Source organism: Streptomyces sp. NPDC005794 (genome assembly GCF_042871445.1).
In the GTDB taxonomy this organism is placed as follows: domain Bacteria; phylum Actinomycetota; class Actinomycetes; order Streptomycetales; family Streptomycetaceae; genus Streptomyces.
Genome location: NZ_JBIAIN010000004.1, coordinates 303,509 through 325,984, shown reverse-complemented (window position 1 = coordinate 325,984; position 22,476 = coordinate 303,509). Strand labels below are relative to the sequence as shown.

The window sequence follows — 22,476 nt, the reverse complement described above, 5'->3', positions numbered from 1 at the left end:
GCGTCCGCTTCAGGCCTGACTCACTTCGTCGATGTGATCGACCAGAGAGCGATACCCGATCTCGTCGGTCCCGGCCTGAGCGACGGATGCCAGGAGGTGCCGCGCATCGGCAGCTGAGCGGAGCAAATGCCCCGGCAGATCACCGGTGCCGTAGCCCCGGCGCGGGCTGTCGGACCCGCCCGATACCGTCGGAGCCATGTCCACCGTGCCGAACATGGCTGTCCTCGAAGGGGTCCTGGAACGGATCACCTACGCCAACGAGGAGAACGGCTACACCGTCGCCCGCGTCGACACCGGGAGAGGGGCGGGCGACCTGCTCACCGTCGTCGGCTCGCTGCTCGGCGCGCAGCCCGGCGAGTCGCTGCGTATGGAGGGCCGTTGGGGCTCCCACCCGCAGTTCGGCAAGCAGTTCACCGTCGAGAACTACACGACGATCCTCCCGGCCACCATCCAGGGCATCCGCCGCTACCTCGGCTCCGGTCTGATCAAGGGCATCGGGCCGGTCATGGCCGACCGGATCACCACCCACTTCGGTGTCGACACCCTGGACATCATCGAGCAGCAGCCCGAGCGGCTGGTGGAGGTGCCCGGGCTCGGGCCGAAGCGGACGAAGATGATCGCCGCGGCCTGGGAGGAACAGAAGGCGATCAAGGAGGTCATGGTCTTCCTCCAGAGCGTCGGCGTCTCCACCTCCATCGCCGTCCGCATCTACAAGAAGTACGAGGACGCCTCGATCTCGGTCGTGAAGAACCAGCCCTACCGGCTGGCCGCCGACGTCTGGGGCATCGGATTCCTCACCGCCGACCGGATCGCCCAGGCCGTCGGGATTCCGCACGACAGCCCGGAGCGGGTCAAGGCCGGGCTGCAGTACGCCTTGTCCCAGTCCACCGACCAGGGGCACTGCTTCCTCCCGGAGGAGCGGCTGATCGCCGACGGGGTGAAGCTGCTCCAGGTCGACACCGGGCTCGTCATCGACTGCCTGGCCGAGCTCGCGGAGGATCCGGAAGGCGTCGTACGGGAGAAGGTGCCGGGCCCCGAGGACGGGCAGCCGGTCACCGCCGTGTATCTGGTCCCCTTCCACCGGGCCGAGATCTCGCTCGCCGCGCAGGTGCAGCGTCTGCTGCGTACGCCGGAGGACCGGATGCCGGCCTTCCAGGACGTCGACTGGGACAAGGCGCTGGCCTGGCTCGCGCGGCGTACGGGGGCGACGCTGGCCCCCGAGCAGGAGGCGGCCGTCCGGCTCGCGCTGAGCAGGAAGGTCGCCGTCCTCACCGGTGGCCCCGGCTGCGGGAAGTCGTTCACCGTCCGTTCGGTGGTCGAGCTGGCCCGCGCGAGGAACGCGAAGGTGGTGCTGGCCGCCCCCACCGGGCGGGCCGCGAAGCGGCTCTCGGAGCTGACCGGAGCCGAGGCGTCCACCGTGCACCGGCTGCTGGAGCTGAAGCCCGGCGGAGACGCGGCGTACGACCGTGACCGGCCGCTGGACGCCGACCTGGTCGTCGTCGACGAGGCGTCGATGCTCGATCTGCTCCTCGCCAACAAACTGGTCAAGGCGGTGGCACCCGGTGCCCATCTGCTGCTGGTCGGGGACGTGGACCAGCTGCCCTCGGTCGGCGCCGGGGAGGTGCTGCGGGATCTGCTCGCCGAGGGCGGTCCGGTCCCGGCGGTCCGGCTGACCACCATCTTCCGGCAGGCCCAGCAGTCCGGCGTCGTCACCAACGCCCACCGGATCAACTCCGGAGTGCCGCCGCTGACCCAGGGGCTGGACGACTTCTTCCTGTTCGTGGAGGACGAGACGGAGGACGCCGGGGTGCTCGCCGTCGATGTGGCGGCCCGTCGCATTCCCGCCAAGTTCGGCCTGAATCCCCGCCGTGACGTGCAGGTCCTCGCCCCGATGCACCGTGGTCCGGCAGGTGCCGGCCACCTCAACGGGCTGCTCCAGCAGGCCATCACCCCGAGTCGCCCCGACCTGCCGGAGAAGCGGTTCGGCGGCCGGGTCTTCCGGGTCGGCGACAAGGTGACCCAGATCCGGAACAACTACGAGAAAGGGGAGAACGGGGTCTTCAACGGCACGGTCGGCGTGGTCACCGCTCTCGACGTGGACGAGCAGAAGCTGACGGTCCTCACGGATGAGGACGAGGAGATCCCGTACGAATTCGACGAACTGGACGAACTGGCCCATGCCTACGCGATGACCATCCATCGTTCGCAGGGCAGTGAGTACCCGGCGGTCGTCATCCCGGTCACCACCAGCGCCTGGATGATGCTCCAGAGGAACCTGCTCTACACCGCGGTGACCAGGGCCAAGAAACTGGTCGTGCTGGTCGGCTCACGCAAGGCCATCGGCCAGGCAGTCCGCACTGTTTCCGCAGGCAGGCGCTGTACGGCGCTGGATTTCCGGCTACGAGGCGGGTCCGTCGAAGACTTCACCGAAAAAATGATCGATCAAAACGGTGGGAAACATCACTGAGCCCTTCCGGAACCGGATCTCAGGGGGCAGGATGAGAAAGTTGGCGGCACTCAGTGCCGTCGGTAGGTCCAATGGACGACCCCGAGTGCACTCTCCTGCGCCAAATGGGGGAGGGTGGAGACAGTCAGGGCACCTCGAAGAAGAGGCACTACGTCGGTGAGGGATGACGTGAGCGAGCACACCAACAACGCTGTAGTACTGCGGTACGGCGATGACGAGTACACCTACCCGGTGATCGACAGCACCGTCGGCGACAAGGGCTTCGATATCGGGAAGCTCCGGGCCAATACGGGCCTGGTCACGCTGGACAGCGGATACGGCAACACAGCCGCGTATAAATCCGCCATCACCTACCTCGACGGCGAGCAGGGCATCCTGCGGTACCGCGGATACCCGATCGAGCAGCTCGCGGAGAGCTCGACGTTCCTCGAGGTCGCCTACACGCTGATCAACGGTGACCTTCCCAAGGTCGACGAGCTGTCGGCCTTCAAGAACGAGATCACCCAGCACACGCTGCTGCACGAGGACGTCAAGCGGTTCTTCGACGGCTTCCCGCGCGACGCCCACCCGATGGCCATGCTGTCCTCGGTCGTCAGCGCGCTGTCCACGTTCTACCAGGACAGCCACAACCCGTTCGACGAGGAGCAGCGCCACCTCTCGACGATCCGGCTGCTGGCCAAGCTCCCGACGATCGCGGCGTACGCGTACAAGAAGTCGATCGGTCACCCGTTCGTCTACCCGCGCAACGACCTCGGTTACGTCGAGAACTTCCTGCGCATGACCTTCTCCGTGCCGGCCCAGGAGTACGTGCCGGACCCGGTCGTCGTCGCGGCGCTGGAGAAGCTGCTCATCCTGCACGCGGACCACGAGCAGAACTGTTCGACGTCCACCGTGCGTCTGGTCGGCTCCTCGCAGGCGAACATGTTCGCCTCGATCTCCGCCGGCATCTCGGCCCTGTGGGGCCCGCTGCACGGTGGCGCCAACCAGTCGGTGCTGGAGATGCTCGAGGGCATCCAGGCCAACGGCGGCGACGTCGACAGCTTCATCCAGAAGGTGAAGAACAAGGAGGACGGTGTCCGCCTGATGGGCTTCGGCCACCGGGTGTACAAGTCCTTCGACCCGCGCGCCAAGATCATCAAGGCCGCCGCCCACGACGTGCTGTCGTCGCTCGGCAAGTCCGACGAGCTGCTCGACATCGCGCTCAAGCTGGAGGAGCACGCGCTCTCCGACGAGTACTTCGTCTCGCGCAACCTCTACCCCAACGTGGACTTCTACACGGGCCTGATCTACCGCGCCATGGGCTTCCCGACCGAGATGTTCACCGTGCTGTTCGCGCTCGGCCGGCTTCCCGGCTGGATCGCCCAGTGGCACGAGATGATCAAGGAGCCGGGATCGCGCATCGGCCGCCCGCGCCAGATCTACACCGGCGAGGTCCTGCGCGACTTCGTTCCGGCCGAGGGTCGCTGAAGCCCGACCACCCGCTGGTTCGGCCTTCCCGGATCCGCTGACGTACCGGGCCTCTGAGCCCACTGCCTTCGCCCCGCGTACCGTGCTCGATCATCGAGCACGGTGTACGGGGCGATTCGGCGTTCCGGGGGCGGCCGGTGGGCCGTCCCGTCGGAGCCCGGAGTGGGGCGGCCGTCAGCCCGCGGCCTGGGCGGTGACGCGCTGGATGGCCTTGAGGGCGAGGTCGGGCCGGTCGACGTAGATCTCGTGGGCGCTCTTGTCGGCGGTGCTGAGCTTGGCGTTGGTGGAGACGCCGAGCCACTTGTGCTGGCCCTCGGTCCACACCTTCTCCAGGCCGTCCCCGTACGTGGGCACCTCGCCGAGGTAGCGGACACCGTGCTGGATGACTTCCACCGGGATGTCCCCGGCGGAAGCAACCTTCCCGTCGGGGAGGAGCAGCATCTCCGCGTTCTGTCCCTTGTTCACCGCGAGTGTCTGCGCCCGCAGCTCGTCGGCCGGGGCGGCGGCCGACTCGGGAATCACCTTCGAGATGTCGGCGGTCGTGGTCGGCGATGTGGCGTCCATCAGGACCAGGCCCCTGACCTGGTCCTGATGGTCGGGGGCGTACCGCGCGGCGAGCAGCCCGCCCAGCGAGTGTCCGGCCAGGACGACAGGACCGTCGCCGGCGACCTGGTCGAGCACGCCGGTGAGGATCTTCCCGCTGTCGGCAACGGTCTGAGGACCGGTCGGCTTGTCGCTCGCGCCCTGGCCGAGGCGGTCGAAGGAGCAGACCCGGTTCTCCTTGCTCACGGTCTCCTGGAAGTCGGCCATCTTGGTCAGGTCGTCACCCAGCCCCGTCATCATGACGACGACGGGTTTTCCGTCCACCGCGTCGCCGGAGCAGGAGACGTTCACCGCATGTCCCTCGACCGCCTGTCCCCCGGGCGCGCGGCCCGGAACGCGAAAAGCGCCCTGCCGCCAATCCCCCCACGGGTCGACGGACAGGGCGCTTCCCATATCCCGGAGCGGATTCCCCCCACGGGATCCGGCCGGGCGTTTGCGCGGGAGCCTGAACTCCCTTGGTTTCCGGTGGTGCGTATTCAGTTCGGTCCTGCTGTGCGGCTGCCGGGGTACGTACGCACGCGGGAGGGCCGCTCAAAGCTCCCCGGTGGACGTGCCCCGGCCAACACGTGCCAGGAGTGTCCCCCAAGACACTCCATCGGACGTCCCCCAAGACATCCTTGGCATCGCACTCTTAGACTCACCAACCCATCAGATGGTTACCCTCAAATCGGTGTGATCTAAGTCTCTTTGTGGAAATTATGTGAAGGGGTGCGGCCTCAGGTCGTCCGGCTACGGCGAAGGTCGGCGAGAACGCCGTTGCCGCCCCCGCGATCATGGCGCTGATCAGCCTGAACGGGGTGGGAGGCGATGGTCACGTCGTGGCCGAGGCCCTGGAGGGGGTTGCTTCTGATGGGTCACAGCGTACGCCTCGACGGGCGGATGGCGGCAAGGTTCACCTTGAGATCTTCATGAACGAGCGTGAGGACGCCCGCTTCGATCCTCATCGGTGGGGTCAGGCGCGGCCCACGAGCTCGTAGCCCGCCTCGTCGACGGCGGCGCGTACGGCGTCGTCGGTGAGCGGGGCCGTGGAGGCGACGGTCACCCGGCCGGTGGCGGCCTCGGCCTTCACCGAGGTGACCCCCTCGATCCCGGAGATCTCCTCGGAAACCGCTCCTTCGCAGTGGCCGCAGGTCATGCCCTTCACCTCGTACACCGTGGTGACGCCGCCCACCTGGACGTCAGCCGCCCCGTCGTGGCAGGAGCCGGTGGACGAGCAGCAGGAGCCGGTGGTCCGGGGTGTGTCGGTCTCGGCGGTCATGACGTTCTCCTCTTCGCGGGCGTATATGGATGTGGCGGATGTGACGCGAGTGGGTGCCGGGAAGCCCGGTGCGCCTACTCGTATCCCACTATACCCCTAGGGGGTATGAGTGGCCGCCTGTCGTCACCCCATCGGGTACGTCACGCGTCAGGGGCTCCAGGCAGCGGTGCGGCACCATCTTCAACTCCCTGATGCAGACCTCCCGTTCGGCCCCCTCGTGTGCCATGACCAGACCGAGGCCAGCCGTGAAGAGGACGAAGGACATCTCGGCGGTGCGGGCGGCCCGGTCCCCCGGGAGTTCCGGCGGGGCGCCGGGACTCCGAGGAGGCGGCCGGAGCCGACGTCCATGCGCGGGACAAGATCACAGCCGGGGCGTAGATTCGCCGGATCGGCGGACGGTGTGAGCCGGGGCGGGCGCGAGCTGGATGACAGCAGTCGGACCGTGCGAGTCGGGCCGTGCGAGACGGATCACGGGAGGCGGGGCCGATGCGGGCAGTGGTGTTCGAGGAGTTCGGGCGGGAGGCCCAGGTCCGGGACCTTCCGGATCCCGCCCCCTCGGCCGGGGGAGTCGTGGTCCGGGTCGAGGCCACGGGCCTGTGCCGGAGCGACTGGCACGGCTGGATGGGCCACGACGCGGACATCGTCCTCCCGCACGTACCCGGGCACGAACTGGCCGGAGTGGTCGAGGAGGTGGGCCCCGGCGTGCACAACTGGCGCGCCGGCGACCGGGTCACCGTGCCCTTCGTCTGCGCCTGCGGCCGGTGCTCCGCCTGCGCGGCGGGCGCCCAGCAGGTATGTGAACGGCAGACCCAGCCGGGCTTCACCCACTGGGGTTCCTTCGCCGAATACGTGGCGCTGGAACAGGCCGACGTCAATCTCGTCGCCGTGCCCGAAGGGCTGTCGTCGGCCACGGCGGCCGGACTCGGGTGCCGGTTCGCCACGGCCTTCCGGGCCGTCGTGGGGCGGGGGCGGGTGGCGCCGGGGGAGTGGGTCGCCGTGCACGGCTGCGGCGGGGTCGGGCTGTCGGCCGTGATGATCGCGGTGGCCTGCGGAGCCCGGGTCGTCGCGGTCGACGTCTCGAGGCAGGCCCTGGAACTGGCGCGGGCGTTCGGCGCGTCCGCGTGCGTCGACGCCTCGGCGCACCCGGCCGGTGCGGACGAGGCCGTACGTGAACTGACCGGAGGAGGTGCGCATCTGTCACTCGACGCGCTGGGCTCCCCGGTCACCTGCGCCGCCTCGGTGCGGAGCCTGCGGCGGCAGGGGCGTCATGTCCAGGTCGGACTGCTGCCGTCGGCCGCCGGTGACCCCGTCGTTCCCATGGCGCGGGTGATCGGTCTGGAGCTGGAGATCCTCGGCAGTCACGGCATGGCCGCTCACGACTACCCGCCGATGATGGACATGGTCCAGGCCGGCACCCTGCGGCCGGACCTGCTGGTGACCTCCACCATCACCCTGGACGCCGCCCCGGTGGCGCTCGCCGCGATGGGCACCGCCCCCGGAGCGGGTGTCACGATCATCGAACCGGCGAAGGAGGCCTGAGCGGTCGGACCGGCCGGCCGGGCCGAGCCATCCGCGTCAGCGCCCCCGGTTGCCCGGCCGGGACGCGATCCACGCGAGGACGGTGTCCGCACACCAGCGGGGCCTCCCGTTCCGGACCTCGTCGGGAGGCGGGAGCAGTCCGCGTTTGCGGTACGAACGGACCGTGTCCGGCTGGACCCGGATGTGCGCCGCGATGTCCTTGTACGACCAGAGTGTTCTGTCCGTCATGAGTACGACCCTCTCTGTACGTCCCTGTGTCTCCGTTCCGGTGAACGAGGGCGTCCCGGGCGGGGCAGGGTGCGTCTCGAACCCGTGACGCGGGTTCGGCGGAACGCGGACATACGTGACGGAGGAGTGACTGCCGTGACGGGAAGAGTGGGGTGCGACTCAGGAGGACGGCCGCGCGGGCCCGCAGATGCGGAGGAACTCCCGGGTGCGGCGTGCGATCGGCAACGGCTTGTCGGGCGGGCAGGGATACATGTCCTGCTCGACAATGGCGAACAGGTCGGTACCCAGGGCGCGCGCGGCGTCCAGTACGGGTTCCAATGCGGGCACTCCGCCCGGCGGCTCGCACATCACGCCGCGCGCCACGGCTGGACCGAACGGCACCTCGTTCGCCACGACATCGGCGAGCACCGCCGGGTCGACCTGCTTGAGATGCAGATAGCCGATCCGTTCGCCGTAGGTCCTGATGAGCTTCACGCTGTCCCCGCCGCAGTACGCGTAGTGGCCGGTGTCGAGGCAGAGGGAGACCAGGCCGGGGTCGGTGGCGTCGAGGAAGCGGTTGACGTTCTCCTCGCTGTCGATATGCGTGTCGGCGTGCGGGTGCACCACGATCCGCAGCCCGTAGCGGTCCCGGACCTCGCGGGCCAGGCGTTCCGTCTGGGTGGTGAGGTCACGCCACTGCGCGGGGGTGAGCGTGCGGTCCTCCAGCACCTCGCCCGTCTTGTCGTCCCGCCAGAACGAGGGGATGACCACCAGATACCCGGCGCCCATCGCCCGGGTGAGTGCCGCGATGCCCGCGACATGCTCCCAGGTCCGGTCCCAGACCGCCGGGCCGTGGTGCAATCCGGTGAAGACGGTTCCCGCGGAGACGGCGAGATTCCGGCGGGCGGTCTCGTCCGCGAGCTGGGCGGGGTCGGTCGGCAGGTAGCCGTACGGGCCGAGCTCGATCCACTCGTAGCCCGCCTCGGACACCTCGTCGAGGAACCGCTCCCAGGGCACCTGCTGCGGGTCTTCGGGGAACCACACTCCCCACGAATCGGGTGCCGAACCGATGCGGATGCGGGCCGGAGAGGGTACGGAGGAGGTCATATCGCCCACCCTCCAGTCCTCCGGGAGACGTGTCAAGAGTTCGTCCGAATGTCCGGACAAAGTGTTGACAGGGTTCCTGGTGAGGGCTAGACCTGGGAGCGGCCGCCCGGCCGTGGCCGACTCCCGGGACGAGATGCCGGGCCGGAGTACCGGGTCGAAGGGATGCGTATGCCTGAGCCGTACGACGTGATCACCATGGGGCGGATCGGGGTGGACATCTACCCGCTGCAGACCGGCGTACCGCTGGCCGAGGTCGAGACGTTCGGGAAGTTCCTCGGCGGCTCGCCGTCCAACGTGGCGGTGGCCGCCGCCCGGCTGGGACGGCGTACGGCTGTGATCACCAGGACCGGCAGGGACGCCTTCGGTGACTACCTCCACCGGGCGCTGGAGGAGTTCGGGGTGGACGACCGGTGGGTGAGCGCCGTGGCGGAGTATCCGACCCCGGTCACCTTCTGCGAGATCTTCCCGCCGGACCACTTCCCGCTCTACTTCTACCGGCAGCCCAAGGCACCCGACCTGGAGATCCGCAGCGGCGAGCTCGACCTGGACGCGGTGCGGACCGCCCGGGTCTTCTGGATGACCGGCACCGGACTGTGCGCCGAACCCAGCCGCACCGCGACCCTGACCGCACTCCGGGCCCGTGGTGCGGCACCGGACACGCCTGGGCAGCCGCGCGTCACCGTCTTCGACCTGGACTGGCGCCCCATGTTCTGGGGTGACGGGCAGGACGGGAACGTCGAAGCAGCCCGCGCCCACTACCGCGAGGCGCTCACCCACGCCACCGTCGCCGTGGGCAACCTCGACGAGTGCGCGATCGCCACCGGCGAACGCGAGCCGCATGCGGCCGCCCGCGCCCTGCTCGCCGCCGGGCCCGAACTCGCCGTCGTCAAACAGGGGCCGGCGGGTGTCCTCGCCGCCCACCGTGACGGCACCACCGCCGAGATCCCGCCCCTCCCCGTCGACGTCGTGAACGGGCTGGGCGCCGGGGACGCCTTCGGCGGTGCCCTCTGCCACGGGCTCCTCGCCGGCTGGGACACGGAACGCGTCATGCGCTACGCCAACGCCGCCGGGGCCATCGTCGCCTCGCGCCTCGCCTGTTCGTCCGCGATGCCGTTCCCGCACGAGGTCGAACGGGCCCTGGCCGACGGCGTCGTCGGTGCAGCCGTAGAAGCCGTGGAGGCCGTAGAAGTCACCGGAGTCACGGGAGCCACGCCATGACCCCGCCCGCCGCGGCCGGAGTCTCCGATCTCGTCCGGCTCCGTACCCACCGCCCCGAGGCCGTCGCCGAGGCCGCCGCCGCCCGCCGCAGGCGCCCCCTCGTCGGTGCCTCCGGCCGACTGATGATCATCGCGGCGGATCACCCGGCCCGTGGCGCCCTCGCCGTCGGCGACGACGACCTGGCCATGGCCGACCGCTTCGACCTGCTGGAACGCCTGTGTCTGGCCCTGGCCCGCCCCGGCGTCGACGGGGTGCTCGCGGGCGCCGACGTGCTGGAGGACCTGCTGCTCCTCGGCGCCCTGGAGGGCAAGGTCGTCCTCGGATCCATGAACCGTGGCGGCCTCGCCGGAGCCGCCTTCGAGCTCGACGACCGCTTCACCGGCCACCGCCCCGCCGACCTCTTCCGCCACGGCTACGACGCGGGGAAACTCCTGCTGAGGATCGACCACGACGACCCGGGCTCCCTGGACACCCTGCACACCGCCGCGCGCACGGTGGACGAGATGGCCGCCCTCCGACTGCCGGTCTTCATCGAGCCGTTCCTCTGCCACCGCACCCGCGACGGGCTCCGCACCGACCTGGGAGCCGCCGCCGTCACCACCTCCATCGCCATCGCCTCAGGCCTCGGCGGGACGTCCGCGTACACCTGGCTCAAGGTCCCCGTCACCGACGACCCCGGCGACATGGACCGGGTGATGCGGGCCTCGACCCTCCCCGCCGTCCTGCTCGGCGGCGAGGTCACCGGAGATCCGGACACGGCGTACGAGAAATGGCGCGGCGCACTGCGGCTGCCGACCGTCCAGGGGCTGGTGGTGGGGCGTTCGCTGCTCTACCCCGCCGACGGGGACGTGGCCGGCGCGGTCGACACGGCTGTGGGGCTGTTGTGAACGTCTGGCGCCGGGTCTTCTGTGAACGAGCGGGACGACGGGTAGGGATGAGCCATGAAGACGACCGACGAGCAGCAGAGGTACCACCTCAGGGCCGGCGAGTCCGCACAAGGCCCCTACGCCCTCGACATCGGCCCGGAGCGCGCCGGGTGGGAGCGGTCGAGCCTGCGCGTCCTGGAGCTGGAGCCAGGTGGTGTTCATACGCTGGTAACCGGGGAGAGCGAATGGATCATCCTTCCGTTGTCCGGTGCCTGTACGGTGCAGGCGGCAGGTGAGATCTTTGAACTGCTGGGCAGGACAGACGTGTTCGGTGCAGTGACCGATTTCGCCTATGTCCCACGCGACGCCCTCGCCCAGATCGCCTCCGGCGCAGGAGGCCGCTTCGCCCTGGCAGGAGCGAAGTGCGAGCGACGACTCCCCGCTCGCTACGGCCCCGCGCCGGAGGTACCGGTAGAGCTCCGCGGTGCCGGTGCCTGCTCGCGTCAGGTGCACAACTTCGCCGCCGCCGACACCTTCGACTGCGACCGGCTCATCGCCGTCGAGGTCCTCACCCCCGGCGGCAACTGGTCCTCCTACCCGCCGCACAAGCACGACGAGCACCACCCCGGCGCCGAGTCCGTGCTGGAGGAGATCTACTACTTCGAGGTCGAGGGCGACGGCCTCGGCTACCACCGGGTGTCGCCGTCCCGCCCCGGAGGCACGGACGTCCTCGCCGAAGTCGCCACGGGGGACGCCGTCCTCATCCCCGACGGCTGGCACGGGCCGTCCATCGCCCCGCCCGGCCGCACCCTGTACTACCTGAACGTGATGGCCGGTCCGGGCGAGCAGCGTGAGTGGCTGATCCGCGACCACCCGGACCACCGCTGGATCCGCGACACCTGGCCCACGGAGCCCGTCGACCCCCGACTGCCGCTCCACGACGTGGAGGCCGCCCGGTGACCACACCACACAGCACGCCCCGCACCGCCTCGAAGCCGACCCGCAGGCTCACCACCGCCCAGGCCCTCATCGCCTTCCTCGCCCGCCAGTACACCGAGCGCGACGGCCGGCGCCACCGTCTGATCAACGTCACCTGGGGCATCTTCGGCCACGGCAACGTCGCCGGCATCGGACAGGCGCTCGTCGAATCCGGCCCCGCGATGCCGTACCTCCAGGGCCGCAGCGAACAGGCCATGGTGCACGCCGCCGTCGGGTACGCCCGTCAGTCGGGCCGGCTCTCCGCCCACGCCGTCACCACCTCCATCGGCCCCGGCGCCACCAACCTCGTCACCGGCGCCGCGCTCGCCACCGTCAACCACCTGCCCGTGCTGCTCCTGCCCGGCGACACCTTCGCGACCCGACCCGCCGACCCCGTGCTCCAGCAGCTCGAAGTGCCGCACACCGGCGACGTGTCCGTCAACGACTGCCTGCGCCCCGTCTCCCGCTACTTCGACCGGATCACCCGCCCCGAGGCACTGATCCCGGCGGCCCTCCAGGCCATGCGGACCCTCGCCGACCCGGCGGACACCGGCGCCGTCACGCTCGCGCTGCCGCAGGACGTGCAGGCCGAGGCGTACGACTGGCCGGCCGAGTTCTTCGCGACGCGCGTCTGGAACGTACGCAGGCCGGCCCCCGATCCTCACGAGCTGGAGCAGGCCGTCCGAGCGGTGCGCTCGGCGCGCCGCCCCCTGATCATCGCGGGCGGCGGTGTCCACCACAGCGGCGCCGAGGAGACCCTCGCCGCGTTCGCCGCCGCCACCCGCATCCCCGTCGCCTCCACCCAGGCCGGCAAGGGCTCCCTGCGCCACGACCACCCCGCCGATGTGGGCGGCATCGGCCACACCGGCACCGCCACGGCCGACGGGCTCGCCCGCGAGGCCGACCTGGTCATCGGCATCGGCACCCGCTACACCGACTTCACCACCGCGTCCGGCACCCTCTTCGCCGACCCCGCGGTCCGCTTCCTCAACCTGAACATCACCGGGTTCGACGCCCACAAGCTCGCCGCCCTCCCCCTCGTCGCGGACGCCCGGACCGCGATCGAAGCGCTCGGCGAGGCACTCGGCGCCCGGGGACACCGCGTCGACCCCGCCTACGAGAGCGCGTACACCGATGCCAAGGACCGCTGGGAGCAGCGCGTCGACGCGGCCTTCGCCGCCGAGGACCCCGACGCCCGGCCCACCCAGGCACAGGTCCTCGGGCTGCTGGACGAGCTGGTCACCGAGGACGACATCCTGATCAACGCGGCGGGCTCCCTCCCCGGCGACCTCCACAAGCTGTGGCGGACCCGCTCCCCCCGCCAGTACCACGTCGAATACGGCTACTCCTGCATGGGATACGAGATCCCCGCCGCCCTCGGCGTCCAGCTCGCGGCACCGGACCGGCCCGTCTGGGCCCTGGTCGGCGACGGTACGTACCTGATGAACCCCACCGAGATCGTCACCGCCGTACAGGAGGGCCTGCCCGTCAAGCTCGTCATCCTGCAGAACCACGGCTACGCGTCCATCGGCGGTCTCTCCGCGTCCGTCGGCGCCGAACGCTTCGGCACCGCCTACCGCCACCGCACCGCCGAGGGGGCGTTCACCGGCGGCCCGCTGCCCGTCGACCTCGCCGCCAACGCGGCCTCCCTCGGCATGCGGGTGCTGCGCGCCGGGACCGTCGGGGAGCTGCGCCAGGCCCTCGCCGAGGCGCGCGGCGCGGACCGTCCCACTTGTGTCTACGTCGAGACCGAAACGGCAGACACAGTGTCGGGGCCTCCCCCGGCACAGGCGTGGTGGGATGTTCCCGTAGCCGAAACCGCGACCCGCCCGTCGGCGGTCGAGGCCAGGAAAGAGTACGACCGGCAGATCGCAGCCCGACGCCGCCACCTGTGAAGGAGCACGCTCATGAAGACCGTCAACCACTGGATCGGTGGCAAGAGCGTCGAGGGCACGTCGGGCCATCACGGTCCGGTCACCGACCCGGCGACCGGCGCCGTCACGACCCAGGTGGCGCTCGCCTCCACCGAGGAGGTCGACGCCGCGGTGTCCGCCGCGAAGACCGCGTACGAGACGTGGGGCACCTCCTCGCTCTCCGCCCGGACCGCCGTCCTCTTCCGCTACCGTGCCCTGCTGGACTCCCACCGCGACGAGATCGCCGCGCTGATCACCGCCGAGCACGGCAAGGTGCACTCCGACGCGCTGGGTGAGGTCGCCCGCGGCCTGGAGATCGTCGAGCTGGCCTGCGGCATCACCACCCAGCTCAAGGGCGAGCTGTCGACCCAGGTCTCCAGCCGGGTCGACGTCTCCTCGATCCGGCAGCCGCTCGGCGTCGTCGCCGGCATCACGCCGTTCAACTTCCCCGCCATGGTGCCGATGTGGATGTTCCCGCTGGCCATCGCCTGCGGCAACACCTTCGTCCTCAAGCCGAGCGAGAAGGACCCGTCGGCCGCCAACCTGCTGGCCGAGCTCGCCGCGGAGGCCGGGCTGCCCGACGGGGTGCTGAACGTCCTGCACGGTGACAAGGTCGCCGTGGACGGGCTCCTCGCCCACCCCGACGTCGCCGCCGTCTCCTTCGTCGGCTCCACCCCCGTCGCCCGGTACATCCACGCCACGGCCTCCGCCCACGGCAAGCGTGTCCAGGCGCTCGGCGGCGCCAAGAACCACATGCTGGTCCTCCCCGACGCCGACCTGGACGCCGCCGCCGACGCAGCCGTCTCCGCCGCGTACGGCTCCGCGGGTGAGCGCTGCATGGCCATCTCCGCGGTGGTCGCCGTGCGTTCCGTCGCGGACGAGCTGGTCGCGAAGATCCGCGAGCGCGCCGAGAAGATCACGATCGGCCCCGGTACGGACCCCGCCTCCGAGATGGGCCCGCTGATCACCGCCGCCCACCGCGACAAGGTCGCCTCCTACGTCACCGGGGCCGCCGCACAGGGCGCCGACGTCGTCCTCGACGGCACCGGGCACACCGTTGACGGCTTCGAGGACGGCCACTGGATCGGCCTGTCCCTCCTGGACAACGTCTCCACGGACTCCGACGCCTACCGCGACGAGATCTTCGGCCCCGTCCTGTGCGTCCTGCGCGTCGAGACGTACGAGGACGGCGTCGCCCTCATGAACGCCTCGCCCTTCGGTAACGGCACCGCGATCTTCACCCGTGACGGCGGGGCGGCCCGCCGCTTCCAGCTGGAGATCGAGGCCGGCATGGTCGGCGTCAACGTCCCGATCCCGGTGCCCGTCGGCTACCACTCCTTCGGTGGCTGGAAGGACTCCCTCTTCGGCGACCACCACATCTACGGCAACGACGGCGTGCACTTCTACACCCGGGGCAAGGTCGTCACCACCCGCTGGCCCGACCCGGCCGACGCCCCGGCGGGCGTGGACCTCGGCTTCCCCCGCAACCACTGAGTTTCCGCTCCACGCACGTGAAGTTCAGTGGGCTCTCTGGCCGGATGGCGCTTCGGCGTATTCACTCCCTCAACTCTCCGTTGACCAGGCGGAGTTGTAGAAGCATCAAGCCGGTCGCACTTCCGCCGGTGCGTGCACGGTCGGCCTCGGGCTGAAAGACTGAGCGCATGGTGTCGGCATCGCAGCTCCCGTTCGCCGAGGTACTGAGGGACCGGCTCGGCCCGCCCGTACGCCCGGCCGAGCTCGGGAGCAGCCCCCGTTCACGGGTCTGGCGCATCGAGCTCGCCGGGCGGTCGGCCGTACTGAAACAGCTGGTGGCGGGCCCCGAGGCCGACGAGCGGTACGAGCGCGAGGTCGCCGCCCTGACCATCGCGTCGAGGGCTTCCGGCTCCCCGGTCGTTCCCGCGCTCCTCGGCACCGACCCCGTCGAGCGGGTCCTCGTCCTCGAACACCTCGACGAGCGGCGGCCGTCCGCCGACTGGATCGTCGACTACGCGGCGGCCCTGGCGAGGCTGCACGCCACCGCCGGCCCCGGCGACGCGGGAACCCTGCCCCGCTGGCAGGGCCCGACCGGGGCCGACGTCACCTCGTTCCTCACCCTGGCCGAGAGCCTCGGGGTCTCCGCGACACCGGGGGTACGGGACGAGCTCCATGCCCTCGTGGACCGCCTCGGCCGGGCGGAAGGGACCGCACTGCTCCACGGCGACCCATGCCCCGGCAACGATCTGCACACCCCGGACGGCGTCAGGTTCATCGACTTCGAGCAGGCGTCCCTGGGCAGCAACCTGATGGAACTCGCCTATCTCCGCATCGGCTTCCCGACCTGCTGGTGCGTCACGAGGGCGGCGGGCCCTCTGCTGGAGCGGGCGGAGACCGCCTACCGCACGGCCTGGCACACCGAGACCGGCACCCCGCTCCCGGACACCGGCCTCGCCGACGCCTGCGCGGGCTGGCTGATCAGGGGCGACGCCCTGGTACAACGCGCCCACCGAGGCGCCACCGACCACTTGGCCCGCGTCCCGGCCGAGGACTGGACCTGGGGCACGGCGACCGCCCGCCAACGCCTCGCCCACCGGCTGGGCGTGGTCGCGGACATGGCCACACCTCACGGGGCCCTACAGGGCCTCGGCGCTCTCGCGGCGGACCTGCGCCGCGCGGTCCTCGACCGCTGGCCCGCAGTGCGGCCGGTGCCGGAACGGCGCCCGGAGTAGTCACTGGAAGCTCAGGCGGTGCGGGTGGGCGGGATCAACGGGGCAGGTGTGCACGCGCATCAGGCCACGGCCGAGGTAGACATCAGTCGGGTTGGTCACGTGTGGGTCGTGGCCGGAGTCCCGGTCCTCGATCGGCAGCCAGCTCCGTGAGGCCCCGTCACACTCCCACATGTCCACGGTGAGCAGGGGCGGCATCGCTGCCCCGCACACCTCGCAGTCGACCGGAGCGGGGTCGGTCAGGTGCCAGGAAGCAAAGCCGCCGACCTTCCAGCCAGGGGCGATCGACAGATCGCTCATGTAGTTGATCTCCTCGGGCTCGGCAGCTTCGGCTGCGGCCATCGCCTCTTCGTACTCTTCATACGTCGCGTAGCTTGCTGGTGGAGCGGAGCTGTATTCGTCCGCATCGTCCTCGTCGAGGCGCGCCTCCTCCCACTCGTCGATCGCCGCCTGGAGTTCCTCCTCCAGGAGGCCGAGATACTCGTGCTCCACGACGCGCTCAGGGTGTACGACGCACATGTTCGGCACGCATTCCTCGCGGCCGACCACCGGCGGTTCGGGCTGTGGCATGAGTACGGCGCCGACGTCGGTGGACCGTCGCCATTTCAGTACGACGTCGATGGTGCGGTCGGCGCCGTGCACCTCGAACGGGCACCAGAAGACCTGCAGCAGGTCGTGGTCCTCGGGGCCCACGAGATCGGGAATCTCTTGTGCGTACAGCTGTGCAACGGCCAGCATCGGCAGCGGGGCGTCGTCATGGAGATCGGGAAGGTGATTGCCCTGGGTCATACCGTCGAGCAGGTGCTGTTCCTCCTCGGTGTACTCCCTCTCCCGGGCATCCTCCTGGATCCGGCGGCGCCGGCGCACATCGGAGAGGAGGTGGCCCGTGCCCTTCGGGTGCACGGCCGTGCACACCGGCCACGGTTCGTCGGCAGGCCACAGCAGCGGGCCCGCCACCGAACTTTCCTGCACCCCGGGAACGCCGTGACGTGGGTGCAGCCGTGTGGTCGTGCGCCGGTGGGCTGCAAGGGCAGGGAAAGCCGCTTCCACGTCGAGGGGACGGGGCGGGGTGGTGCGGGTCACGAGAAAGCCTTCCGTATACGGTCGGTGGCGATGTCATACAGCGGGCCGGACACCGACGGCGGGGTTCTCCAGGCTGTGCGTGACGGTGTAGCCCCTGTTTCCGAAGACCGTGAACTCCCACCTGACCGGAAACGGGTCCGGGTCTCCGTGACAGCAAGGGGCCCCACGGCCCGACGCTCATGTGCGGGGCCGATGCGTGGTCCGCGTTCAACGGTGAGGCCGAGGCGGGCCGTACCACGGAGCGAATTTCATGTGCTGTGATCGCCGGGGTCCCGCATTCTGGGGCGTATGAATGACCAGACCCACCAGACCCACCCGCCTCGTTACGAGATCCGCGCGCAGCACACCGACTCCACCGTCACTGTGTATCAGGCCTATCCGCCCGCGATCGGACTGCCCGCCGCCCGCGACGGGCGCTTCCCGCCCGTCTGGAAGCGCGACCGCATGACGTGGATCAAGCCGAGCTTCCTGTGGATGATGTACCGCTGCGGCTGGGGCACGAAAGAGGGTCAGGAGACGGTGCTCGCCGTCGAGATCAGCCGCGAGGGCTTCGCATGGGCGCTGGAGAACGCCGAACTCTCGCACTACGTGGGCGAGGTGCACCAGGATCAGAGCGCGTGGAAGCGGGCGCTGCGATCGGCTCCCGCACGCGTCCAGTGGGACCCCGAGCGCGATCTGGACCTGAACCCTCTGCCGTACCGGTCCCTCCAGCTGGGGCTCTCCGGGGAAGCCGCCCGGCGGTACGCGGACGAGTGGATGGTGTCCGTCCGCGATGTCACGCCGCTGGCCCGTGAGGTGCACGCGGCCGTCCGGTCGGGGGAACGGGAGAAGGCCGCCGCCCTGCTGCCCGTGGAGACACCGCTCGAACTCCGTGCTCCTCGCCCGGTGCCCCCGGCCTCCCGGACACGACCCTGACTTTCGGCAGTGCCGGACGGCCTTCGGATTCCGTACCGTCGGGCCGGTGAACCCGAACCTGAACCTGAACCCGATTCCGCACCGGAGCGTGGCCGAGGAGTGTGGCGGACCGGCTGAGGACGACCGGCGGGGTCCCGGTTCCGGTGGGGTGTACGACCGGGCGCGCGTGGCGGCTGTCGTGGTGCCTGCCGCTGTGGCCGTGTCCGGCGGGCTCAGCCTGGTGAGTCCGTGGTGGGCCGTGCCGACCGTGGTCGCCGCGTTCCTGGCGGGGCGGGGCCCCGGGCGTACCGGGGCGGCCGTCTGCTCGCTGGCCGCCGTGCTCGCCGCCGGAGTGGTGGCCGCCTCACTGGTGCCGTCCTTGCTCGCCCTCGGTACCCGGTTCGTGGGGGTGATGGTTCTGGGCGTTCTGCTGCCCTGGTTCGCGGGGCGGTTCTGGCGGCAGTACCAGGAGCTGGTCCGGGCCGGCTGGGAGAAGGCCGAACGGCTGGAGCGGGAAAGGCGGCTGGTCGCCGAACAGGCCCGGCTGGCGGAACGGGCCCGGATCGCGCAGGACATGCACGACGTGCTCGGCCACGACCTCAGCCTGATCGCCCTGTCGGCGGGCGCCCTCAAGCTCGCACCCGGTCTCGACGAACAGCAGCGGCGCGCCGCCCAGGACATCAGGGCAAGGGCTGCCACGGCGGTCGAGCGCCTGGGCGAAGTGATCGGCGTGCTGAGTGAGAACACGGAGGGGCCGCCGTTGCGGCCGCACGGGCGGGAGCTTTCCGAACTGGTCGGCGATGCGGCCGAGTCCGGGCTGAGGGTCGAACTGCGGGTGGACGGGGAGGCGGACGGGCTTCCTCCCGTCGTCGGGCGGGCCGTGCACCGGGTCGTGCAGGAAGCACTGACCAATGTGGCCAGGCACGCCCCCCGTGCGGCGACGACGGTCCAGGTCAGGCACACGGAGACCGAGACCGAGGTGGCCGTCGTCAACGGTGCCGCGAAGGCCGCCGGACGGCCGCCGAGGGAGGGAGGCCGGGGGCTCATCGGGCTCGACGAGCGGGTCCGGCTCGCCGGTGGCACCTTCGAGCACGGGCCCCGGGACGACGGCGGCTTCGCCGTGTCCGCCCGGTTGCCGCATCGCCTTCCGGCACGGCTGCCGGACCGTCCAGCACCGGCCCGGGCCGGTGGCCCCGAGGGCGGAGCTCCGGCCGAGTTCCGTACGGCACGCCGGCGCGCGCGCCACACCCTGGCCACCGCGCTCCTGGTCCCGCTGGGTGCGGGAGCGGTGCTGGGTGCCGTGGTGACGGGGTGGGACATGGTGTCAGCGGCACGGTCGACACTCGATCCGGGTGACTACGCCCGGCTGCGGGTGGGGCAGGATCGTGCGGAGGTGCGGCGGGTGCTGCCGGACCGCCAGTCGGTCCACCGGCCGGACGGTGGAGAGCGGCCCGAGGGACGAGGGGTGACGTGCGAGTACTACGCGATGACGGCCGACCGCTTCGACAGCCGGTCCGGGGACGCCTACCGGCTCTGCTTCCGCGAGGACACGCTGGTCTCCCTCGACGCCCTCGCCGCGTGAGCGCGCGATGACCCGGGTGCTGATCGCCGACGACGAGCCGATGATCCGGGCGGGCGTGCGGGCCGTGCTGTCCACCGACCCGGACATCGAGATCGTCGCCGAGGCCGGCGACGGACACGAGGCGGTGGAGCTCGTGCGGCTCCACCGCCCCGACGTGGCGGTCCTCGACGTACGGATGCCGAGGACCAACGGCATCGACGCCGCGGCGGAGATCCGCCGGACCGTTCCCGCCACCGGCGTCATCATGCTCACGACGTTCGGTGAGGACGACTACATCCTCCGGGCGCTCGGCTGCGGGGCCGCCGGCTTCCTGATCAAGTCGGGAGAGCCCGAGGAACTCCTCGCGGGCGTACGGGCGGTGGCCGACGGCGCCGCCTATCTGTCACCGAAGGTCGCCGCGCGCGTGGTCGCGCACCTCGCGTCGGGCGGAGCCGGCACCCAGGCCGGGCGCCGGGCCGCCGCCCGGGAGAGGGTCGCCGGACTGACGCCCAGGGAACGCGAGGTGCTGTCGTTCCTCGGGAGCGGACTGTCCAACGGGCAGATCGCCCGGCGACTCCATGTGGTGGAGGGAACGGTCAAGGCGCACGTCAGCTCCGTCCTGTCCCGCCTCGGGGTGGACAACCGTGCCGCTGCCGCCGTCGTGGCCCACGAGGCGGGCGTCGTGCCCCCGCATACGGTGGAGAACGGCTGACGCGACGTGCTCCACCGGCCGTTGGGCGACGATCACGAACGCCGCCACCACGGCCGCGCCGAGCAGTGAGCCGGCCAGCACGTCGTGCGGGTAGTGGACCCCTGTCAGGACCCGCAGCAGTGCTGCCGCCACGGCCAACGGCACGGTCACGGCGGCCAGTCGGGGCCGCCGGAGCGCCAGCCCCGTCGCCAGTGCGGCGGCCAGAGTGGCGTGGTTGCTGGGGAACGACCAGTCGCCGGCCTCCGGACACGCGGCGAACGCTTCGGCACCGGGCACGGCCCGGCACGGGCGTTCCTCGTCGACCACCAGTTTCAGCGCCTCGCTGACTGCGTACGCCGTCACCGTGCCGACGCCGGTCAGGACGGTTCCGGCAGCCAGGCGCGCGTCCGTGCGGCGTACCGCCGTCCAGCAGAGCAGGAGCAGCATCAAGCCCAGGACGACCAGGGTGAGCTCGGTGACCGGTTCCAGGAGGTGGGCCAGCCAACTGGGCGCGTCCGCGACCGTCGCCGTCAACGACCGGTACACGGACACGGAGACCCCCTGGGTCACCTCGGTCGGTTCGGCCCGGCCGAGCCCACCAGGTGACAGGAGTGCGACGGCGCCGGCGGCCGCAGCCAGAAGGGCTGCAGCCCGGAGCGGGCGTGCGGCCCGGGAATGTGGGTTCTTCATGCCGCGAACGTACGAGCGGCAGCAGGCCGGGCGCCCTGGCCGAACGGCAGGGACCGCATACGACGAACGTCAGGGGTGACGCCCGCGCGAGGTGCGGTCAGGGATCACCCACGCGGGCTTCGGTACGCGGGCATCCGCTGTCAGGCGGTGACGATGTCGGGCTTCAGCGGCAGCAGGGTCTGCGCGATCGTGCCGATGGTGGCGTCGTCCAGGCCCGCTTCCTTCAGCGCAGCGGCCAGGTGGCCGACGACGCGGTCGAACGCCTCGCTCGTGATGGCCAGCCCCTCGTGCGCGCGCTGCATCGTCCGTCCTGGATACGGCGCCTTGGAACCCAACGCCTGTCCCACGAAGAGGCGTTGGTGCCGCTTGAGTCGTTCCATGTCCCGGCCCTCGAAATATCCGCTGAGCTCGGGATCCGCGAGGACACGTCCGTAGAAGATGTCGACCACGGCTTCGACCGCGTCCGCTCCGCCGATGCTCTCGAAGAGCGTGGGGGCAGCCTGAATGGGATCTTTTGCGGTGTCTGTCATGTGAGCAGGCTCCGCCCGTTCCCTTGCGGGCGGGTGAGCGCGCCGTTGCCCACCGGTTACTTTGCTCACATGCGGGACCCTCGTGGTGTGTGAGCACCCGTACACATGGCCGTCACCTGAGGGTCGGCCCGTGCGCGTCGGGGCCCGGCACACCGGGACGTGCTCAGGACGCGTCGCCGAACTCCCAGGTCAGCATCGCGAACCCCCCGTCGTCCGCCGCCCCCGCCGAGCGATACGTGGCGAGCGCCGCCTCGTTGTCACGCTCGACACCGACCCACATGCCGTAGCAGCCGCGCTCCCGCGCCTCGGCCGCGAGGGCCTCCGTCAGCGCCCGGCCGACACCTCGGCGGCGATACGGCCCGTCGACGGAGAGTTCGTACAGACACATCTCCGTGCCCTTGTCCGGGTGCAGCATCTCGATGCCTGAGACGAATCCGGCGGGGACGCCGTCCACGTACGCGATCAGCATCAGATGGCCGTCGGCCGCCAGGAAGCGGGCCGCCCACTCGGGGCGGGGCTCGGCGTCGTAGAGATGCGCGGCGGCGAGGAGCTCCGCGGTGGTGGTGGCGGGGCGGATGTTCACGTATGAACCTTTCGTGACGGCGGCGTACCGCATCCGTAGTACGGGTGGGCCGTGCCGTACCTCTCAGGGAGGCTGCGGACTTCCCCCTGACGGCATCCTGGTGCACCGCGCGTCCCGTT

Annotated in this window: 20 protein-coding genes and 2 pseudogenes; 13 read left to right on the top strand and 9 right to left on the bottom strand. The window is 70.7% G+C overall.

What is annotated here, in order from left to right; translation table 11 throughout:
- Window positions 1–9: 9 nt before the first annotated feature.
- Window positions 10–216 (bottom strand): hypothetical protein, encoded by a 207-nt coding sequence (locus ACFYQ5_RS08510; protein ID WP_389194938.1) that lies wholly within the window; start codon window positions 214–216, stop codon window positions 10–12.
- Between ACFYQ5_RS08510 and ACFYQ5_RS08505 the strand changes: the two genes are divergently transcribed.
- Window positions 206–2,467: an ATP-dependent RecD-like DNA helicase gene (locus tag ACFYQ5_RS08505; protein ID WP_389195379.1), complete on the top strand. Its 2,262-nt coding sequence runs from the start codon at window positions 206–208 to the stop codon at window positions 2,465–2,467. The genes ACFYQ5_RS08510 and ACFYQ5_RS08505 overlap by 11 nt on opposite strands.
- Before the next feature lie 168 nt (window positions 2,468–2,635).
- Window positions 2,636–3,934, top strand: a complete 1,299-nt coding sequence (locus ACFYQ5_RS08500; protein ID WP_389194935.1) for a citrate synthase — start codon at window positions 2,636–2,638, stop codon at window positions 3,932–3,934.
- A gap of 174 nt (window positions 3,935–4,108) precedes the next feature.
- Here the strand turns inward: ACFYQ5_RS08500 and ACFYQ5_RS08495 are convergent, their stop codons facing one another.
- Entirely contained in the window at window positions 4,109–4,828 is a 720-nt protein-coding gene (locus ACFYQ5_RS08495; protein ID WP_389194932.1) for an alpha/beta fold hydrolase, read from the bottom strand.
- 661 nt (window positions 4,829–5,489) lie between these two features.
- The gene (locus ACFYQ5_RS08490; protein WP_389194930.1) at window positions 5,490–5,795 is read right to left on the bottom strand and encodes a heavy-metal-associated domain-containing protein; all 306 of its coding nucleotides are present in this window, start codon (window positions 5,793–5,795) and stop codon (window positions 5,490–5,492) included.
- Between the two features lie 486 nt (window positions 5,796–6,281).
- Here ACFYQ5_RS08490 and ACFYQ5_RS08485 point away from each other — a divergent pair, with 486 nt between their 5' ends.
- The gene (locus tag ACFYQ5_RS08485; RefSeq protein WP_389194927.1) at window positions 6,282–7,334 is read left to right on the top strand and encodes a zinc-dependent alcohol dehydrogenase family protein; all 1,053 of its coding nucleotides are present in this window, start codon (window positions 6,282–6,284) and stop codon (window positions 7,332–7,334) included.
- 36 nt (window positions 7,335–7,370) lie between these two features.
- Here the strand turns inward: ACFYQ5_RS08485 and ACFYQ5_RS08480 are convergent, their stop codons facing one another.
- The gene (locus ACFYQ5_RS08480) at window positions 7,371–7,562 is read right to left on the bottom strand and encodes a helix-turn-helix transcriptional regulator (protein ID WP_389194924.1); all 192 of its coding nucleotides are present in this window, start codon (window positions 7,560–7,562) and stop codon (window positions 7,371–7,373) included.
- Between the two features lie 159 nt (window positions 7,563–7,721).
- The gene (locus ACFYQ5_RS08475) at window positions 7,722–8,648 is read right to left on the bottom strand and encodes a sugar phosphate isomerase/epimerase family protein (RefSeq protein WP_389194921.1); all 927 of its coding nucleotides are present in this window, start codon (window positions 8,646–8,648) and stop codon (window positions 7,722–7,724) included.
- 168 nt (window positions 8,649–8,816) lie between these two features.
- Here ACFYQ5_RS08475 and iolC point away from each other — a divergent pair, with 168 nt between their 5' ends.
- The 6 genes from iolC to ACFYQ5_RS08445 all read left to right on the top strand — a co-directional run bounded on the left by iolC (window position 8,817) and on the right by ACFYQ5_RS08445 (window position 16,328).
- Entirely contained in the window at window positions 8,817–9,866 is a 1,050-nt protein-coding gene (iolC, locus tag ACFYQ5_RS08470; RefSeq protein WP_389194918.1) for a 5-dehydro-2-deoxygluconokinase, read from the top strand.
- On the top strand, window positions 9,863–10,753 hold the full coding sequence (locus ACFYQ5_RS08465) for a deoxyribose-phosphate aldolase (RefSeq protein ID WP_389194915.1): 891 nt from the start codon (window positions 9,863–9,865) through the stop codon (window positions 10,751–10,753). Before iolC ends, ACFYQ5_RS08465 begins: the two co-directional genes overlap by 4 nt.
- A gap of 54 nt (window positions 10,754–10,807) precedes the next feature.
- Window positions 10,808–11,692, top strand: a complete 885-nt coding sequence (gene iolB, locus ACFYQ5_RS08460) for a 5-deoxy-glucuronate isomerase (RefSeq protein WP_389194913.1) — start codon at window positions 10,808–10,810, stop codon at window positions 11,690–11,692.
- On the top strand, window positions 11,689–13,605 hold the full coding sequence (gene iolD / locus ACFYQ5_RS08455; RefSeq protein ID WP_389194910.1) for a 3D-(3,5/4)-trihydroxycyclohexane-1,2-dione acylhydrolase (decyclizing): 1,917 nt from the start codon (window positions 11,689–11,691) through the stop codon (window positions 13,603–13,605). Before iolB ends, iolD begins: the two co-directional genes overlap by 4 nt.
- Before the next feature lie 12 nt (window positions 13,606–13,617).
- Window positions 13,618–15,117: a CoA-acylating methylmalonate-semialdehyde dehydrogenase gene (locus tag ACFYQ5_RS08450; protein WP_389194908.1), complete on the top strand. Its 1,500-nt coding sequence runs from the start codon at window positions 13,618–13,620 to the stop codon at window positions 15,115–15,117.
- A 167-nt stretch (window positions 15,118–15,284) separates the two neighbouring features.
- The gene (locus ACFYQ5_RS08445) at window positions 15,285–16,328 is read left to right on the top strand and encodes an aminoglycoside phosphotransferase family protein (RefSeq protein ID WP_389194905.1); all 1,044 of its coding nucleotides are present in this window, start codon (window positions 15,285–15,287) and stop codon (window positions 16,326–16,328) included.
- Here ACFYQ5_RS08445 and ACFYQ5_RS08440 read toward each other — a convergent pair whose 3' ends face one another.
- Window positions 16,329–17,282 carry a hypothetical protein gene (locus tag ACFYQ5_RS08440; RefSeq protein ID WP_389194902.1) on the bottom strand — a complete coding sequence of 318 codons (954 nt, stop codon included), beginning with the start codon at window positions 17,280–17,282 and terminating at the stop codon, window positions 16,329–16,331.
- A 278-nt stretch (window positions 17,283–17,560) separates the two neighbouring features.
- Between ACFYQ5_RS08440 and ACFYQ5_RS08435 the strand changes: the two are divergent.
- The 4 genes and pseudogenes from ACFYQ5_RS08435 to ACFYQ5_RS08420 form a co-directional block, all read left to right on the top strand.
- Window positions 17,561–17,704 (top strand): annotated as a pseudogene (locus ACFYQ5_RS08435) (hypothetical protein); the annotation flags it as partial.
- Window positions 17,697–18,323, top strand: a complete 627-nt coding sequence (locus ACFYQ5_RS08430; protein ID WP_389194899.1) for a DUF4291 domain-containing protein — start codon at window positions 17,697–17,699, stop codon at window positions 18,321–18,323. The pseudogene ACFYQ5_RS08435 and the gene ACFYQ5_RS08430, both read left to right, overlap by 8 nt.
- A gap of 148 nt (window positions 18,324–18,471) precedes the next feature.
- The gene (locus ACFYQ5_RS08425) at window positions 18,472–19,884 is read left to right on the top strand and encodes a sensor histidine kinase (protein WP_389195376.1); all 1,413 of its coding nucleotides are present in this window, start codon (window positions 18,472–18,474) and stop codon (window positions 19,882–19,884) included.
- 7 nt (window positions 19,885–19,891) lie between these two features.
- Complete coding sequence (locus ACFYQ5_RS08420) at window positions 19,892–20,575, top strand: response regulator (RefSeq protein ID WP_389194896.1); 684 nt, start codon at window positions 19,892–19,894, stop codon at window positions 20,573–20,575.
- Between the two features lie 33 nt (window positions 20,576–20,608).
- On the opposite strand, the pseudogene ACFYQ5_RS08415 reads toward ACFYQ5_RS08420, so the two are convergent.
- From ACFYQ5_RS08415 to ACFYQ5_RS08405, 3 genes and pseudogenes are all read right to left on the bottom strand, one after another.
- Window positions 20,609–21,244, bottom strand: a pseudogene (locus ACFYQ5_RS08415) (phosphatase PAP2 family protein); the annotation flags it as partial.
- A 140-nt stretch (window positions 21,245–21,384) separates the two neighbouring features.
- Window positions 21,385–21,774, bottom strand: coding sequence for a group 1 truncated hemoglobin (locus tag ACFYQ5_RS08410; protein ID WP_389194893.1), 390 nt, complete (start codon window positions 21,772–21,774; stop codon window positions 21,385–21,387).
- Window positions 21,775–21,937: 163 nt separating this feature from the next.
- Window positions 21,938–22,357, bottom strand: coding sequence for a GNAT family N-acetyltransferase (locus ACFYQ5_RS08405; RefSeq protein ID WP_389194890.1), 420 nt, complete (start codon window positions 22,355–22,357; stop codon window positions 21,938–21,940).
- Window positions 22,358–22,476: the final 119 nt, after the last annotated feature.